The following is a 15,895-nucleotide window of genomic DNA, read 5'->3' as shown; positions in this document are numbered from 1 at the left end:
GGCGGGGCCGGCACCGCCGACCGGCGTCGCGGACGCGCCGGAGGGGCGAGAGCCGGCGATCGACCCAGGTCGAGCCAGAGGGGCATGCGGCATCGCGTAGCGTGGACCCTTATGCGACTAGGCGTTCTCGACGTGGGATCCAACACCGTCCACTTCCTCGTGGTGGACGCGCACCCCGGTGCGGCTCCGTTGCCCGCGTACTCCCACAAGATAGAGCTGCGCCTGGCCGAACTCCTGGACGCCGGAGGCTCGATCCGCGAGGACGGTGTGCAGCAGCTGGTCGACATGGTCGTCTCCTCGATGCGGGTCGCGGAGGACAAGGGCGTCGAGGAGGTCCTGCCGTTCGCCACCAGCGCCGTGCGCGAGGCGGCGAACGGCGAGGCGGTGCTGAAGCGCGTCCAGGACGAGACGGGCGTGGAACTGCGCGTCCTGTCCGGCGGCGACGAGGCCAGACTCACCTTCCTCGCCGCCCGCCGCTGGTACGGCTGGTCCAGTGGCCGTCTGCTGTTGCTCGACATCGGCGGCGGGTCGCTGGAGATCGCCTGCGGCCTCGACGAGGAGCCGGACACGGCCGTCTCCCTCCCGCTGGGCGCCGGCCGGCTGACGGCGGGCTGGCTGCCGGGCGACCCGCCGGGCCCCGAGCGGGTGCGGGAGCTGCGCAAGCACATCCGTGCGGAGATCGCGCGCACGGTGGCCGAGGTCTCCCGCCTCGGTCCGCCGGACCACGTGGTCGGCACCTCGAAGACCTTCAAGCAGCTCGCCCGCATCACCGGCGCCGCCCGCGAGTCCGAGGGGCCGCTCGTGTCGCGTCGGCTGCCCCGCGGCGCGCTGGAGGACTGGGTGCCGCGCCTGGCCGCGATGACGACCGACCAGCGGGTGCTGCTGCCGGGGGTCTCCGCCGGACGTGCCCGCCAACTGCTGGCCGGGGCGCTGGTCGCCGAGGCGGCGATGGACCTGTACCGCGTCGACGAGCTGGACATCTGCCCGTGGGCGCTGCGCGAGGGCGTGATCCTGCGGCGGTTGGACCGGATGTCGGGCTGAGGGGACGGCGGCGCGTCCCACGCAGCCGTGCGCGTGGTCGTGCGCGAGCGCGCCACTGTGGCAGGCGCCACCTCGGGTCCCGGCAAAAGGGTCCCTAAGCTGTAGAGCGTGGCGAAAGAGTGCATTGTCGTGCCGAAAGCCAAGGTCGCGCTGTCGACCGCCTCCGTCTACCCCGAGAACACCGCCGCCGCGTTCGAGATCGCCGGGCGGCTCGGGTACGACGGAGTCGAGGTCATGGTCTGGACGGACCCGATCAGCCAGGACATCGAGGCACTGCGACGGCTCTCCGACTACCACCAGGTGCCGATCCTCGCCGTCCACGCGCCCTGCCTGCTGATCACGCAGCGGGTGTGGAGCACGGACCCGTGGCAGAAGCTGCAGAAGGCGCGCGCCGCCGCCGAGAAGCTCGGGGCGCAGACCGTCGTCGTCCACCCGCCGTTCCGATGGCAGCGCCAGTACGCGCGGGACTTCGTCCAGGGGATCTGGCGGATGGCGGACGAGACGGACGTCCGCTTCGCGGTGGAGAACATGTACCCCTGGCGCTACCGCGACCGTGAGGTCGCTGCCTACGCGCCGGACTGGGACCCGACCGGCGAGGACTACCGCCACTTCACCATCGACCTCTCCCATGTCGCGACCTCCCGCGCGGACGCGCTGGCGATGCTGGACCGGATGGGCGACCGGCTCGGGCACGTGCACCTCGCCGACGGGTCCGGTTCGGCCAAGGACGAGCACCTGATCCCCGGGCGCGGCACGCAGCCCTGCGCGGAGCTGCTGGAGCGGCTGGCCCGGAACGGCTTCGACGGGCACGTGGTGCTGGAGGTCAACACCCGCCGCTCGCCGGGGCCCGTCGAACGCGAGGCCGACCTGGCCGAGGCTCTCGCGTTCACCCGCCTGAACCTGGCGGCCGCCAGCCAGGAGGCCGCCCCCTCCGCCGGTGCTCGCATGCCGGACAGCGTGTCCGACAGGCGGTCATAAGGCGTACCCTCGACGGCACGAGCGAAGGAGTTGGTTCACGTGCCGCAGCTGAGGTCCCGCACGGTCACACACGGTCGCAACATGGCGGGCGCGCGCGCTCTCATGCGCGCGTCCGGTGTAGCCAATGAGGACATCGGCAAGCCGATCGTCGCGGTGGCGAACTCCTTCACCGAGTTCGTGCCCGGGCACACCCACCTGGCCCCGGTCGGCCGGATCGTCTCCGAGGCGATCAAGGCCGCGGGCGCCGTGCCCCGCGAGTTCAACACCATCGCGGTCGACGACGGCATCGCCATGGGCCACGGCGGCATGCTCTACTCGCTGCCCTCGCGCGACCTGATCGCGGACAGCGTCGAGTACATGGTCGAGGCGCACTGCGCCGACGCGCTGATCTGCATCTCGAACTGCGACAAGATCACCCCGGGCATGTTGATGGCCGCGCTGCGGCTGAACATCCCCACCGTCTTCGTCTCCGGCGGCCCGATGGAGGCCGGCCGGGCCGTGCTCGTGGACGGCACCGTCCGCAAGCTCGACCTGATCAACGCCATCGCGGACGCGGTCAACGAGAACGTCTCCGACGAGGACATCCGCCGGATCGAGGAGAACGCCTGCCCGACCTGCGGCTCCTGCTCGGGCATGTTCACCGCCAACTCGATGAACTGCCTGACCGAGGCCATCGGCCTCTCGCTGCCGGGCAACGGCTCCGTGCTGGCCACCCACACCGCCCGCCGCGGCCTCTACGAGGACGCCGGGCGCACGGTCGTGGAGCTGGCCCGCCGCCACTACGAGCAGGACGACGCGTCGGTGCTGCCGCGCTCGATCGCCACCAAGGCGGCGTTCGAGAACGCGATGGCCCTGGACATCGCCATGGGCGGCTCGACCAACACGATCCTGCACCTGCTGGCCGCCGCGCAGGAGGCCGGGGTCGACTTCACCGTCCACGACATCGACCGGCTCTCCCGCCACGTGCCGTGTCTGGCCAAGGTCGCCCCGAACGTCGCGCCGCAGGGCACGTACTACATGGAGGACGTGCACCGCGCCGGCGGCATCCCGGCCATCCTGGGCGAGCTGCACCGCGGCGGCCTGCTCAACGAGGACGTCCACACCGTCCACTCCGCCTCGCTGGAGGAGTGGCTGAAGACCTGGGACGTGCGCGGGGGCTCTCCGTCCGACGCGGCCGTCGAGCTGTGGCACGCGGCCCCCGGCGGGGTCCGCTCCGCCACGGCGTTCTCGCAGTCCGAGCGCTGGGACTCGCTGGACACCGACGCCGCAGGCGGCTGCATCCGCTCCGCCGAGCACGCCTACTCCAAGGACGGCGGCCTGGCGGTGCTCCACGGCAACCTGGCCGAGGACGGCTGCGTCGTGAAGACCGCCGGCGTCGACGAGTCGATCTGGACCTTCGAGGGCCCGGCCGTGGTCTGCGAGTCGCAGGACGAGGCCGTCGAGAAGATCCTGGCCAAGCAGGTCAAGGAGGGCGACGTCGTCGTCATCCGCTACGAGGGCCCCAAGGGCGGCCCCGGCATGCAGGAGATGCTCTACCCGACCTCGTTCCTCAAGGGCCGGGGTCTGGGCAAGGCCTGCGCGCTGATCACCGACGGACGCTTCTCCGGCGGCACCAGCGGGCTCTCCATCGGCCACGTCTCGCCCGAGGCGGCCTCCGGCGGCCTCATCGCGCTGGTGCGCGACGGCGACCGGATCCGTATCGACATCCCGAACCGCGGCATCGAGCTGCTGGTCCCGGAGCAGGAACTGGCCGCCCGCCGTGCCGAGCACGGCGGCGTCTACGCGCCGAAGAACCGCGAGCGCAAGGTCTCGGCCGCGCTGCGCGCCTATGCCGCGATGGCCACCAGCGCGGACAAGGGCGCCGTGCGCGACGTCACCAGGCTGGGCTGATCCGGCAGGGGCCACCGTCCCCGCATAATCGAAGAATGCCCGACAGCAACGCCCTCGCCCCCGCCGCCCCCACGTCCGTGGAGGCGGCACCCGTCCGCTGGTTCGGAACCACCTGGGTGGACCGGGGCCCCGACTACTGGCTGCGCCGCGTCAGCGTCAGCGTCGGAGCCCTGGTCGCGGCCGCGGCGGGGGCGTTCGTCATGCAGCTGGCCGTGCAGGGCGTCGTCGTCGCCAACACGGGCTCGTTCGTCGAGATCCTGCTCGTGCTGGCCATCGCCGTGTGCAGCTGTGTGGCCGCGCTGCGCACCTGGAGCGTGCTCACCCGCGGCAAGGAGTCGCTGACCGGCTGGATGGCCGACGACAAGTCCCTCGGGGTGATGCTGGCCGTGGGCTTCGTCGGCTCGCTCGTCTCCTACTTCCTGCGCAGCCTCGTCGAGGCCCCGGGCGAGAGCGTGCAGCGCTCCCGCTACGAGCTCGCCGTCGCCGCTGCGGCCCGCCGCCAGGCCGGCCGGAAGCCGGCCAAGGCGGCGAAGCGCAAGCGGTGACGGCTACTGCCGGCTGAGCGGGCTGCAGTCGGTCGAGCCCTGGGCGTCGACAGGCTTGCTCATGTCGTACGGGTCGATCGGCGTACCGCTCGGAGCCGGCTCACTCGCCGAGTCCGTGGGCATCAGGGTCTCGAAGGCCGGGACGATGAGGTCGTGCGTGAAGCCGCACGACGAATTGCCGGTGCTGCCCTGCCACTCGGCGAGGAAGACCTTGCCGGGCGCCAGCGCCTGGTAGCGGTTGGGGTCGAAGAACCGGAACGTCAGCGTGCGCCGTGCGATCGTCCGCGCGACCTGGTCGGTCGAGCCGACGGGGTGGGAGGCGTAGACGAAGAGGAAGTCCGCTCGGACGTCCAGGCCGTTGGCGCCGTCCCCGGCAAGGCTCACCACGCCCTGGACCCGGACGTCCGCGAGCGGCACCGCGACCTTCGGGTCGAAGCGGCTGGCGAGCAGGTCCGAGGCGTCCTTGGGCTTGGGGTCGTCGAGCTGCGGCTTGACCTGGCGGCGCATCTGCGCGTCCATCAGGTCGACGGCGGCCTGCGGGTAGCCGCCCGCGAGCGTCTCCGGATCCAGATAGGCGGCCACCAGGTAGTTCTTGACCAGCTGCTCGTCCCTGGCGACCGTGCTCGCCGAGAAGATGCCGACAGGCTTTGCCGTCGGCAGGGCGATACCGGAGGCGCCGGAGGGCCACTTGTCCGCGGGGGAGCCGGCGAACGGGTGCTGCATGTCCGGCGTCTGCTCGGCGACCGGGGTCGGCGGCGCGGCCGTGGGGCTGGCGGTGAGGGCCGGTGCGGTGCTCCGGTCGGGGGACGGGGACTCCGCCGCGGCTGCGGCTGCCTTGGCGCCCGGCGTCTTGCCGAAGGCCCAGTCGTGGACCTTCTTGGCGTTCAGGCTGACCAGGACGAGAGCGGCCGCCAGCAGGACGAACAGCGGCAGCTGCCAACGCCGTCGGCGGCGCGGCTTCGGTTGCAGCGGGACGACCGGCGCCCGCCAGGAGGTGTCCTGCGGAGGGTTCTTCTTCCACCGGGCGGAGAGCATCCGGGCGCGCGCCGAACTCTCCTTGTGCTCGGCGGCGCGGACGAAGTCCTCGTCGAGCACAAGCTTCTCGAACGGGTCATCCTGGTGATCGTCGATCTTCGGCACCGCGCCAGTCTGACCAGCGCGTAAACACGCGCACAGGAGTGGCCGGGTAAGAAATGGGCAAGAGGGCGCGTGTCACGCGCCCTTCTGCCCAGGTCGCCCGCTATGTCCCAGTGCTCGGCTGTCCTGGTGCTCAGCCGCCCGAGCGCTTACGGGCCCCGGCGACGCTGCTGACCACGCCGATGACCGCGTACAGCACCGCGGCGTGCCACAGGCCCGTCCATATGCTCGCGAAGAGGCCGCTGGAGCTCAGGAAGTACTGCGTGATCGTGTTGGTCACCGCGAGCGCGGCCGCGGGCGCGCCCGCCGCCTGCCAGGGGTGCTCCTGCGCCCAACGACGCAGGCGGTTGTCCCCGCCCTTCTTCTGGAGCGCCGCGCCGGCGCCGCCGACCAGGAAGAAGAGGAAGAGACCGATGCTGGCGGGGCCCGCAAGGATGCCCAGCGACCAGTGCAGGGTGATCAGGTCGATGCCGACGGCCGCCCCGGCACCCACCAGACCGACGACACCCGCCGTGCGCCACGGCCCGCGCGAGGCCGACGCGACGGCCAGCGTGCCGGATTCGCGCGGGCTGATCTCACTACGACTCATGCTTCCAAGGTGCGCCTGCGCCGCCCCAGAAGCCATAGGGGACGTCCCTGAGTTTGCCCCTAGTCCGACCCTCATCCCCGCGAAGGACCCCGGAGGCCGCCGCCTTCCGTCGCCCCGCCTCCCACAGCCCTGGCCCCTAAGCTGACGCCATGCTGACCCGACGCCTCCTCCTCGCCGCCGCAGACAGCCAGATGGCCCGGCAGGCCGTGCTGGCCGCGCCGGGAGGGCGGGCCGTGGTGGCCAGGTTCGTGGCCGGGGAGACCCGGGCCGACGCCGTCGTGGCCACGGACAGCCTGGTGGCGCGCGGGCTCGGCGTCACCCTCGACCACCTCGGGGAGGACACCCGGGACGCCGCGCAGGCCGAGGCCGTCGCCGACGAGTACGTCGGCGTCCTCGGCGCCCTCGACCGGGCGGGGCTGGCCCGGCGCGCGGAGGTGTCCGTCAAGCTGTCCGCCCTCGGCTCCGGCCTCGGCGCCGACGGCCCCGCGCTCGCCCGCGGGCACCTGCGCGCGATCTGCCGTGCCGCCGACGCGGCCGCCACCACCGTCACCGTCGACATGGAGGACCATGCCGCGACCGAGGCCACCCTGGCCACCGTCGCCGAACTGCGTGTCGAGCACCCCACCCTCGGCGTCGTGCTCCAGTCCTACCTGCGCCGCACCGAGTCCGACTGCCGCGAGCTGCTGGGCGCCGGCTTGCGGATCCGGCTGGTCAAGGGCGCGTACGCCGAACCGGACTCCGTCGCCTACCGCGACCGCGCCGACGTGGACCGCTCCTACGTGCGCTGCCTGCGGCTGCTGATGGAGGGTCAGGGCTATCCCATGGTCGCCACCCACGACCAGCGCCTGATCGAGATCGCCGGCGCCCTCGCCGTCCGCGCCGGACGGCCGCAGGACAGCTACGAGTTCCAGATGCTCTACGGGATCCGCGCCGACGAGCAGCGGCGCCTCGCCGAGGCGGGCGAGACGGTCCGCGTCTACGTCCCCTATGGCACCGACTGGTACGCCTACTTCATGCGCCGCCTCGCCGAACGCCCAGCCAACCTCGGCTTCTTCGCCCGCTCCCTGGCCGGCCGCTGACCGGCCGGGCGAGCGCGCGCCCGACGTCGGGACCTGCCCGCGTTTCGGACGCTCCCGCGCCCCGCGCGCGCCCGGTGCCACACTGGGGCCCATGACGCAACGAGTCGCCGTCCTCGGCACCGGAAAGATCGGTGAGGCCCTGGTCTCCGGCCTGCTGCGGGCCGGGAAGTCCCCCGCCGACGTGCTGGTCACCGCCCGCCGCCCCGAGCGTGCGCAGGAGCTGCGCACCCGCTACGGCGTCGAGGCCGTCGGCAACGAGGACGCCGTCAAGGCCGCGGACACGGTGATCCTCACCGTGAAGCCGCAGGACATGGGCACGCTCCTGGACGAGCTCGCGCCCGCGCTGCCCGCCGACCGGCTCGTCATCTCCGGCGCCGCCGGCATCCCCACCGCCTGGTTCGAGGAGCGCCTCGCCCCCGGCACCCCCGTGGTCCGCGTCATGACCAACACCCCCGTCCTCGTCGACGAGGCGATGAGCGTCATCTCGGCCGGCTCCCATGCCACGGAGGAGCACCTGCTCCGCACCGAGGAGATCTTCCGCCAGGTCGGCAAGACCCTGCGCGTCCCCGAGTCGCAGCAGGACGCGGCGACCGCGCTCTCCGGGTCCGGCCCGGCCTACTTCTTCTACCTGGTCGAGGCGATGACCGACGCCGGCATCCTGCTCGGCCTGCCGCGCACCGTCGCCCACGAGCTGATCGTGCAGGCCGCGGTCGGCGCGTCCGTCATGCTGCGGGACTCCGGTGAGCACCCGGTCAAGCTCCGCGAGGCGGTCACGTCCCCGGCCGGCACGACGATCGCCGCGATCCGCGAGCTGGAGAACCACGGCGTCCGAGCCGCGCTGCTGGGCGCGCTGGAGGCCGCCCGCGACCGCTCGCAGGAGCTGGCTTCCGGCGGCAGGTAGCCCGCGCGGGCGGGGCCCACGGGCGGCCCCGGCGGGCGCAGTAGGGTTGGCCGGGTGCTGCGATACGACCTGGTGATCTTCGACAACGACGGCGTGCTGGTGGACAGCGAGCCGCTCTCCAACCGCCTGCTGGCCGACTACCTCACGGAGCTCGGCTTCCCCACCACGGTCGAGGACTCGTACCGCGACTTCATGGGCGCCGCGGCGCACACGGTCCACGACGTCATAGCCGAGCGCTACGACGGCGCCCGGCTGCCCGAGACCTTCGACGTGAACTTCCACGGCCGGGTCTTCGCCTCCTTCCGCGAGCAGCTGTCGGCCGTCGCGGGCGCGGCGGAGCTGCTGAAGTTCGTCGCGGACCGGGCCCCCTACTGCGTCGCCTCGTCCGCGCACCACGAGTGGATCCGCACGGCCCACGAGGTCACCGGGCTCGGCCCCTTCTTCACCGACGCCCAGCTCTTCAGCGCACAGGACGTGGGCCGCGGCAAGCCCGCCCCCGACCTCTTCCTCCACGCCGCGGAGCGGATGGGCGTGGCCCCCGAGCGCTGCGTCGTCATCGAGGACAGTCCCCTGGGCGTCGCCGCGGCGCGCGCGGCGGGCATGGACGTCTACGGCTACGCCGCGCTGACGCCGCGGGCACGGCTGGCGGACGCGACGGGGATCGTCGACGACCTGGCCCAGCTGCACGCCCTGCTGTAGTCGGGTCGCTCGTCGACCTACTCCCCGACGGCCAGGCGCTTCCCTCGTTGCAGGTCCCCGCGAACTTCCGTCAGGCGGAACGGGAGCCCCAGGCCGACGCTGCTCTCCGCGCGCACCCGCAGGGCCGGTTCGGGCCCCGCCGCGCTGTTGCCGACCGAGCCGAGCGGGGTCCCGGCGACGACGTGCTGGCCGCGGCGGACCTGGACGGAGTCCTCGCGCAGGCCGCTCAGGACGACGACGCCGCGGTCGGTGCCGATGCGGACGTGGTTGCCGTCCGGGTGGCTCGTGCCGGAGGCCAGCGGGGGGCGGTCGGGCAGACCGTCCACCGCCGCCAGCACCACGCCGTCGACGGGGCTCAGGACCGGGTGGCCGAACACGGCGTAGCGCTCGTTCGTCGCGGGCGCCAGCCCGAGCGCGCGGCGGCCCCGCCACTGGGGGCCCTCGCCGAGCTGGACCAGGTCGACCGCGTAGCGGGCGCAGCGGTCCCCGCCGGGGGAGAGCGAGGCCTCGGCGTAGCGGTTCACAGCGGGGCCGCCCGCTTCCGTGCAGACGAAGACGCCGCCGCGCAGCGGCGAACGCAGCTGCAGCGGGTGCGCGGTCGGCGCGCCGGAGACCGGACGGGACCGCTGCCACGTCCACGCCGCGAGGCCGGTCACGCCGACGAAGAGGCCGATCTCGGGCAGGCCGGGCGGACCCCAGGCGAGGCCCGCACCCAGGACATGGCCGAAGGCCAGCACCGAGACCACCGCCGGGGCGAGCGGCAGCGAGCGGAACCATGGCGGCAGCGCCCACGTCGGCGCGGTCCGCAGCACGTACCAGGCGAACGCGGGCGTCTGAGCCAGGATCAGCAGCCAGCCCGTCGCGCCGCCGGGGAGCCAGGGGAACGTCAGCTCCGCCGCCGTCGCCGCCGCGTAGGCCAGCACCGTGCGCTGCAGGCGCACCACCGCGGCGGGCTTCGGCCCGGCGGGCCCGGCGCTGGGTCCGGCCGTGCGCACGGGTCGGGGCATGGGCGCGGGCGTGGGCACGGGCGGCTCCGCGAACGCCACCTCGGCTTCCGACGCGAGCGCCACCTCGGGCTCCGATGCGACCTCAGCTGCTGCGACGGGCGCCGCCTCCGGGGAGGTCACGGGCGGGGCGGCGGACACCGCCGGGTCCGCGCCCGGCGGAGCGCCGCCCGGCTGGGTCTCCGCCGCGACGCGCGGGACCGGGACGGTGCCGGTCCGGGCCGCGAGGCGCGCGGTGAGGGCGCCGGGGCCGGTGACGAAGGAGGCGAGCCGGCCGTCCTCGTCCAGGCGGGCCCAGACCAGCTCCGCGCCGGTGGCGAAGACCAGCAGGTGCAGGTCCTTCTGCCGGCGCACGCTCCGCAGCTCGCCGTGGCGCTCGCGCAGGGCGTCGACCGCCTCCTGCAAGCGGTGCACCGGCACCCGCTCCAGCAGCCGCTCGCCGATCAGCGTCGGCGCCACCTCCGGCGCGCCGAACAGCGCGAGGAGCGTCTGCGCGACCGGGTCCGTCGTCCCCGGGGCGCGGCCGGCCGAGCGGAGACGAAGAAGCGTTGCCATACCCATGCGCCAACCGTAGGCAACGCGGGGCGTTCTGCCCCGGAACGACGTGGTTCGGCACGGGTTGCCTTTGCGGATCAATCCTCGGACGGGGGTTCCGCTGCCGCCCGCGAGTCCGTACGCTCACGCCAACCTGTTCGGATACCGGCCGGTAGGGTAGGGACTCCCGCATGACCACAGCAGCCCTCGAAGTGACGCCGAGACTTCGGCAGGCGCGCCGTTCCCTGCTGTTCAGCTACGTGGCCCAGGGCGCCGTCTTCGCGCTGCTCGTGACCCGCATCCCGGGCATCCAGACCCAGTACGGGATCAGCGACGGGCTGCTGCCGGTCTTCCTCGCCGCCGTGCCGATCCTGGCCGGTGTCGGTTCCATCTCCATGGAGTACCTGGTCAAGCGGACCTCGCCGCGTGCCGTGCTGCGCGTGGTGCAGCCGCTGGTCTGCCTCACCCTGCTGGGCGTCGGTCTCGGCGACCGGATGTGGGAGGCCGCGATCGCGCTGGCCGCCTTCGGTCTCACCGTCGGCGGACTGGACGCCAGCCAGGCCATGTCCGCCGTCGCCCTGCAGCACCGCTACGGGCGCAGCATCATGCAGACCTTCTACGCCGCGTTCAGTCTCGGCGGCATCGTCGGCGCCTCGCTGGCCTGGACCCAGGTGCACTTCAAACTGAGCCTGCTGTCGATGTTCGGCACCGTCGGCGTCCTCGTGGCGGCCTCCGTGCTGGTGGCCGGACGCTGGTACGCGGGCCCGGCGGAGCTCGGGCGGGCCGTAGAGGAGGCCACGGAGGCCGCGAACCGCTCCATCCCGTGGAAGCCGCTGCTGCCGCTCTGCCTCGCCATGTGCGTCGCCTACATCGGCGACGCCACCGTCTCGAACTGGGCTGCCAAGTACCTCCAGGAGGGCCTGCACAGCTCCGACCAGATGACCACCGTCCCCTACAACGCGTACATGGTCGTCATGCTGATCGGCCGTCTGCTGGGCGACGCCCGCGTGCAGAGCTGGGGCAGCGTCCGCACCGTCCGGCTGGGCGCGGCGGTCTGCGCCGCCGGCTTCCTGCTGGTGGCGGTCTCGCCGAGCTCCTGGATCGCGGTGGCCGCCTTCGCCGTCGTCGGCCTCGGCATCTCCGTGATCGTCCCGCAGGTCTTCGCAGCGGGCGGCCGGCTCTTCCCGAAGGACTCGGACGCGGCCGTGGCCCGGCTCAACATCTTCAACTACGTCGGCTTCCTGGTCGGCGCCCCGCTGGTCGGCGGTCTCGCGGGGGCCATGGGCTACCGCGTCGCGATGCTGGTGCCGATGGTGCTGATCCTGGCGGTCTTCGCCGTCAGCAAGGCGTTCGGGCCGAGCGCCGTCAGGGAGCCGGAGGCCGATACCGTGGCGGTATGACCGTCACGCGGCTGTACTGGGACGACGCCCTCACGACGTACGACTTCGGGCCGGGCCATCCGATGGACCCGGTCCGACTCCGGCTGACGATGGACCTGGTGCGGGCCTTCGGGCTGGACGCGCTGCCCGAGGTCCGCGTGCTCGCGGCGCCGGCCGCGGGGGAGTCGACCCTGCGGCTGGTGCACGACCCCGGCTACATCACCGCGGTCGAGGCGGTCGCCGCCACGGGCGTCCCCAACCCGGCCCGCGGCCTCGGCACCGAGGACAACCCCGCGTTCGCGACCATCCACGCCGCCTCCGCGCTGATCGCGGGCCAGTCCGTGGCCGGCGCCGAGGCGGTCTGGGCCGAGGGCGGCCACGCCGTCAACTTCGCCGGCGGCCTGCACCACGCGATGCCCGGTCAGGCCTCCGGCTTCTGCATCTACAACGACGCCGCGCTGGCGATCGCCCGACTGCTGGAGCTGGGCGCGGAGCGGGTCGTCTACGTCGACGTCGACGTCCACCACGGAGACGGGGTGGAGAGAGTCTTCTGGGACGACCCGCGAGTGCTCACGATCTCGCTGCACGAGCACCCGCGCACCCTCTTCCCGCAGACCGGCTGGCCCGAGGAGACGGGCGGCGCGGCGGGCTACGCGGTCAACGTGGCGCTCCCGGCGGGCACCGGCGACGCCGGCTGGCTGCGGGCCTTCCACGCGATCGTCCCGCCGCTGGTGGAGGCGTTCGACCCGCAGGTGATCGTCTCCCAGCACGGCGCCGACACCCACATCGAGGACCCGCTGGCCCACCTCGCCATCAGCCTGGACGCCCAGCGCGCCGTCATGTCGTCCGTCCGCGACCTCGCCGCGGCCCACACCGGGGACCGCTGGCTGGCCCTCGGGGGAGGCGGCTACGCCGTCGTCGACGTGGTCCCGCGCTCCTGGTCCCATCTGGTCGCACTCTCCGCCGGGCACCCGATCGCACCGGACACGGAGACCCCCGAGCAGTGGCGGGCCGAGGTCCGCGCCCTCACCCGCGCCACGGCCCCGCAGCGCATGACGGACGGCTTCGCGGCGACGTGGAAGGACTTCGGAGACGGCTACGACCCCGCCGACCGGGTCGACCAGGCGATCATCGCCACCCGCAAGGCCGTCTTCCCGCACCACGGGCTGCTGCTCTGACCGCCGCCGCTCCGCTGTGACCGCTGCTGCGCCGACCCCGGGCGGACGCATGGCTCTGCTGACCCGCGACGAACTCGTCTCGCACCTGCTCGCGACCCGTCTCGCGGGCGAGGTGGCCACGCCCCGGGAGGGGAACCTGCGGAACTACGCCCGGTTCGCCCGCCGTGACCCGGACGCGCTGCTCGGCCTCGACCCGTTCGGCGTCTGGACCGAGGCGGAGGTCCTCGCCCTCATGGCCCGCCGTTGCGGGGTGAACCCGGACCCGTTCCACCGGCACGGCCAGGACACCATCGATCCCGAGCGCACCGCCGACGCCCTGGAGCGACTCGCCGCCGTCCTCGGCGAGACCGCCGCCGCGCGCGGCGGGGTGCTGCTCGGCACCGGGCACCCGACCCGGCTCCAGCCCATGTACGCCGCGTTCGGCCAGGCCCTGCGCGCCGCCGGATGCGCGACGCGTACGCCCGCACGTGCACGGCACTTCTCGATGCACACGGGTGAAGGTCCGCGCCCCTGCGGCCTTGACTACCGCGAGCGGGTGGGCGTGCTGGTGGTGTATGAAGGGGGCGCGTCAAGCAGCGGAGGCGAGGACCCCCGCTCGCCGGGCGAGCCCACGCACACGCACTCGCCGCAGCCGGTCCGGATCGCCCTCGCCGCCCTCGCCGAACGTGGCGAACCCGCCCCTGACCTGGTCCTGGGCGACCACGGGTGGGTCTGTGCGGCCGGCCGGCTCGGCCTGCGCGCCGTCGGCTTCGCGGACAGCAACGACCCCGCGGTCTTCATCGCGGAGGAGGAGGGGGAGGTCGAGGTGGCCGTCCCGATCGACGACGGACTGTGTCCGGACTGCTACAGACTGCCGACCGCCTACGTACTGCAACTGGCCGATCTGTCTCGGTAATCCCGGGGCCCTTCTCCCCCTTCCCACCCGTACCACCCGCAACTACTCTGGGGATACGCGTGTGCTGGCTTAAGTCACCGGAGGGGAAGCCGGTGCCCGTCACACGGAGAAGGTGCGGTGTTGTCATGGCGTCTGGAGAGCGGCCTCTGAACGAGGTCAACTTCCTCACCGTGGCGGAAGTCGCCTCGGTGATGCGAGTGTCGAAGATGACCGTGTACCGCCTGGTGCACAGCAGCGAACTGCCGGCCATCCGGGTCGGGCGGTCGTTCCGGGTACCCGAGCAAGCGGTGCACGACTACCTCCGCGACTCCTACGTGGGACGGGAGACCGCGTAGGAAACCGACAGCACGATCCTGTGAGAATCCGGCCCGGCATCCCGCGCACGTCGCGGGCGCCGGGCCGAATTACGTTTCGCGGGCAGACTTCGGTAGTCTGTTGGCCTCCATCAACGTTTGGACCCGGTTGCCCGCACTCGCGGGTTAGTCCAGTGAGTGAGGTTCCCATGGGTTCCGTGATCAAGAAGCGCCGCAAGCGTATGGCCAAGAAGAAGCACCGCAAGCTTCTCAAGCGCACGCGCGTCCAGCGTCGTAACAAGAAGTAACACCGCTCGGCCACGCCGAAGGTGTCCAGCCGCCCGCACCGACGTTACTGTCTGGTGCGGGCGGCTTCTGTTTGTCTGGCGAAGCCGTCGTGCGGCTGTATGTGTGCAGCGGAGAGGGGCTGAGGCGCGTCGTGGGCAACGTCGTTCTCGTCACCGGGGTGGGCCGGCATCTGGGCAGTCGCTTCGCGCGGGTGATCAGAGACCAGCCCGGCGTCGACCACGTCGTCGGGGTCGACGTGCAACCCCCCTCGCGGCCGATCGAGGGGGCGGCGCCGTACAGCTTCGTCAGCGCCGACATCCGCAGGCCCGTCGTGGCGCGGGTGATAGCCGAGCACGGCGTCACCACCGTGGTGCACCTCAACGTCAGCACCACCACGCTCGGCTCGACCAGCCGCGGCGCGGTCAAGGAGACCAACGTCATCGGCACCATGCAGCTGCTCGCCGCGGTGCAGAAGGCCCCCAGCGTCTCCCGGCTGGTGGTGAAGTCCACCACCAGCGTCTACGGCTCCGCCCCGCGCGACCCGGCCGTCTTCCAGGAGCGCATGCAGCCCAAGATGCTGCCGACCGGCGGCTTCGCCAAGGACGCGGTGGAGGTCGAGGGCTACGTCCGCGGCTTCTCCCGGCGACGTCCCGACGTCGCCGTCGGCGTGCTGCGCTTCGCCAACATCCTCGGACCCGACGCGGACACCCCGCTGAACGAGTACTTCGCGCTGCCGGTCCTGCCGACCGTCCTCGGGTTCGACCCGCGGCTGCAGTTCGTCCACGAGGACGACGCCGTCGAGGTGCTGCGCCTGGCCGCGTTGGAGCCGCGACGCGGCACCACCAACAGCGGTACGTTCAACGTGGCGGGCGACGGCGTCATGCTGCTCTCTCAGGCCGCACGGCGCCTCGGCAAGCCGACCGTGCCGATGCTGCTGCAGGCGGTCAGCTTCATGGCGGGCCTGGCCCGTCAGACGCGGATGCTGGACTTCTCCCCCGAGCAGCTGCGGCTGCTGACGCACGGTCGGGTCGTGGACACCACGCTGCTGCGGGAGACCTTCGGCTACACCCCCGCCTACAGCACCGAGGAGGCCCTGGCCTGCCTCGGCGCGGTGCAGGGCCCCGGCCTGCTGCCGCCCGCACGCGTCGCCGCCTGGACCGACCGGGTCGCGAGCACGCTGCCAGTGACGAACGAGAGGACTTGAGGGAGATGAGCTCGGCGCGGGAGCAGACGTGGCGCGAGGAGCGCGACGCCAAGGTCATCCCCATCACCAAGCGCCGCGGGGTGCCCGCGGCGCGCCCGCCGCAGGCGGACGACCAGGAGCAGGACCAGGCGCGGCAGGCCGCGCCGCAGGGCCCCGGCGGCGGCGTCGCCGAGGCCGTGGCGCAGGCGGTCGGCAACGCCCTGGCGGGCCCGCTGGGCGGCGTCGCCGGCAGGGTCCTCGGCGACGGCTGGGAGCGGCGGG

Annotated in this window: 17 protein-coding genes; 14 read left to right on the top strand and 3 right to left on the bottom strand. The window is 72.9% G+C overall.

Annotation, left to right across the window (positions count from 1 at the left end; translation table 11 throughout):
- Positions 1-111: 111 nt before the first annotated feature.
- The 4 genes from TR49_RS24770 to TR49_RS24755 all read left to right on the top strand — a co-directional run bounded on the left by TR49_RS24770 (position 112) and on the right by TR49_RS24755 (position 4,454).
- Positions 112-1,041, top strand: a complete 930-nt coding sequence (locus tag TR49_RS24770; protein ID WP_042385426.1) for a Ppx/GppA family phosphatase — start codon at positions 112-114, stop codon at positions 1,039-1,041.
- A gap of 108 nt (positions 1,042-1,149) precedes the next feature.
- Positions 1,150-2,019 carry a sugar phosphate isomerase/epimerase family protein gene (locus tag TR49_RS24765; RefSeq protein ID WP_042385424.1) on the top strand — a complete coding sequence of 290 codons (870 nt, stop codon included), beginning with the start codon at positions 1,150-1,152 and terminating at the stop codon, positions 2,017-2,019.
- A 39-nt stretch (positions 2,020-2,058) separates the two neighbouring features.
- On the top strand, positions 2,059-3,909 hold the full coding sequence (ilvD, locus tag TR49_RS24760) for a dihydroxy-acid dehydratase (RefSeq protein WP_042385420.1): 1,851 nt from the start codon (positions 2,059-2,061) through the stop codon (positions 3,907-3,909).
- 35 nt (positions 3,910-3,944) lie between these two features.
- On the top strand, positions 3,945-4,454 hold the full coding sequence (locus tag TR49_RS24755) for a hypothetical protein (protein ID WP_042385418.1): 510 nt from the start codon (positions 3,945-3,947) through the stop codon (positions 4,452-4,454).
- A gap of 3 nt (positions 4,455-4,457) precedes the next feature.
- On the opposite strand, the gene TR49_RS24750 is transcribed toward TR49_RS24755, so the two are convergent.
- Together TR49_RS24750 and TR49_RS24745 are read right to left on the bottom strand one after the other, a co-directional pair.
- Complete coding sequence (locus TR49_RS24750; protein WP_042385415.1) at positions 4,458-5,594, bottom strand: SCO2583/SCO2584 N-terminal domain-containing protein; 1,137 nt, start codon at positions 5,592-5,594, stop codon at positions 4,458-4,460.
- Positions 5,595-5,724: 130 nt separating this feature from the next.
- Complete coding sequence (locus TR49_RS24745) at positions 5,725-6,180, bottom strand: hypothetical protein (protein WP_042385413.1); 456 nt, start codon at positions 6,178-6,180, stop codon at positions 5,725-5,727.
- A 149-nt stretch (positions 6,181-6,329) separates the two neighbouring features.
- Here TR49_RS24745 and TR49_RS24740 point away from each other — a divergent pair, with 149 nt between their 5' ends.
- From TR49_RS24740 to TR49_RS24730, 3 genes are all read left to right on the top strand, one after another.
- The gene (locus TR49_RS24740; protein ID WP_439654126.1) at positions 6,330-7,259 is read left to right on the top strand and encodes a proline dehydrogenase family protein; all 930 of its coding nucleotides are present in this window, start codon (positions 6,330-6,332) and stop codon (positions 7,257-7,259) included.
- Positions 7,260-7,350: 91 nt separating this feature from the next.
- Positions 7,351-8,160 carry a pyrroline-5-carboxylate reductase gene (proC, locus tag TR49_RS24735; RefSeq protein ID WP_042385409.1) on the top strand — a complete coding sequence of 270 codons (810 nt, stop codon included), beginning with the start codon at positions 7,351-7,353 and terminating at the stop codon, positions 8,158-8,160.
- 57 nt (positions 8,161-8,217) lie between these two features.
- Entirely contained in the window at positions 8,218-8,859 is a 642-nt protein-coding gene (locus TR49_RS24730; protein WP_042385632.1) for an HAD family hydrolase, read from the top strand.
- 17 nt (positions 8,860-8,876) lie between these two features.
- On the opposite strand, the gene TR49_RS40325 is transcribed toward TR49_RS24730, so the two are convergent.
- Positions 8,877-10,424 carry a peptidoglycan DD-metalloendopeptidase family protein gene (locus tag TR49_RS40325; RefSeq protein WP_152627443.1) on the bottom strand — a complete coding sequence of 516 codons (1,548 nt, stop codon included), beginning with the start codon at positions 10,422-10,424 and terminating at the stop codon, positions 8,877-8,879.
- A 164-nt stretch (positions 10,425-10,588) separates the two neighbouring features.
- Between TR49_RS40325 and TR49_RS24720 the strand changes: the two genes are divergently transcribed.
- The 7 genes from TR49_RS24720 to TR49_RS44000 form a co-directional block, all read left to right on the top strand.
- Positions 10,589-11,797 (top strand): MFS transporter, encoded by a 1,209-nt coding sequence (locus tag TR49_RS24720; RefSeq protein WP_042385406.1) that lies wholly within the window; start codon positions 10,589-10,591, stop codon positions 11,795-11,797.
- A complete protein-coding gene (locus TR49_RS24715) occupies positions 11,794-12,954 on the top strand; it encodes an acetoin utilization protein AcuC (protein ID WP_042385404.1) in 1,161 nt (386 codons plus the stop codon). The genes TR49_RS24720 and TR49_RS24715 overlap by 4 nt, the downstream gene beginning before the upstream one ends.
- A 49-nt stretch (positions 12,955-13,003) precedes the next feature.
- Positions 13,004-13,849, top strand: coding sequence for a phosphatase (locus tag TR49_RS24710; RefSeq protein ID WP_042385402.1), 846 nt, complete (start codon positions 13,004-13,006; stop codon positions 13,847-13,849).
- A gap of 125 nt (positions 13,850-13,974) precedes the next feature.
- Complete coding sequence (locus tag TR49_RS24705) at positions 13,975-14,184, top strand: helix-turn-helix domain-containing protein (RefSeq protein WP_037602249.1); 210 nt, start codon at positions 13,975-13,977, stop codon at positions 14,182-14,184.
- A gap of 176 nt (positions 14,185-14,360) precedes the next feature.
- On the top strand, positions 14,361-14,450 hold the full coding sequence (locus TR49_RS41740; RefSeq protein WP_438363660.1) for a 30S ribosomal protein bS22: 90 nt from the start codon (positions 14,361-14,363) through the stop codon (positions 14,448-14,450).
- Positions 14,451-14,581: 131 nt separating this feature from the next.
- On the top strand, positions 14,582-15,634 hold the full coding sequence (locus TR49_RS24700) for an NAD-dependent epimerase/dehydratase family protein (protein WP_042385401.1): 1,053 nt from the start codon (positions 14,582-14,584) through the stop codon (positions 15,632-15,634).
- A 5-nt stretch (positions 15,635-15,639) separates the two neighbouring features.
- The coding region (locus tag TR49_RS44000; protein WP_042385399.1) for a hypothetical protein at positions 15,640-15,895 on the top strand (256 nt) is incomplete at its 3' end.

The sequence above is a fragment of the Streptacidiphilus melanogenes genome (assembly GCF_000787835.1).
GTDB classification, from domain to species: Bacteria; Actinomycetota; Actinomycetes; order Streptomycetales; family Streptomycetaceae; genus Streptacidiphilus; species Streptacidiphilus melanogenes.
Note: the sequence above shows the minus strand (reverse complement) of the source record. Positions and strands in the feature narration are given on the sequence as shown.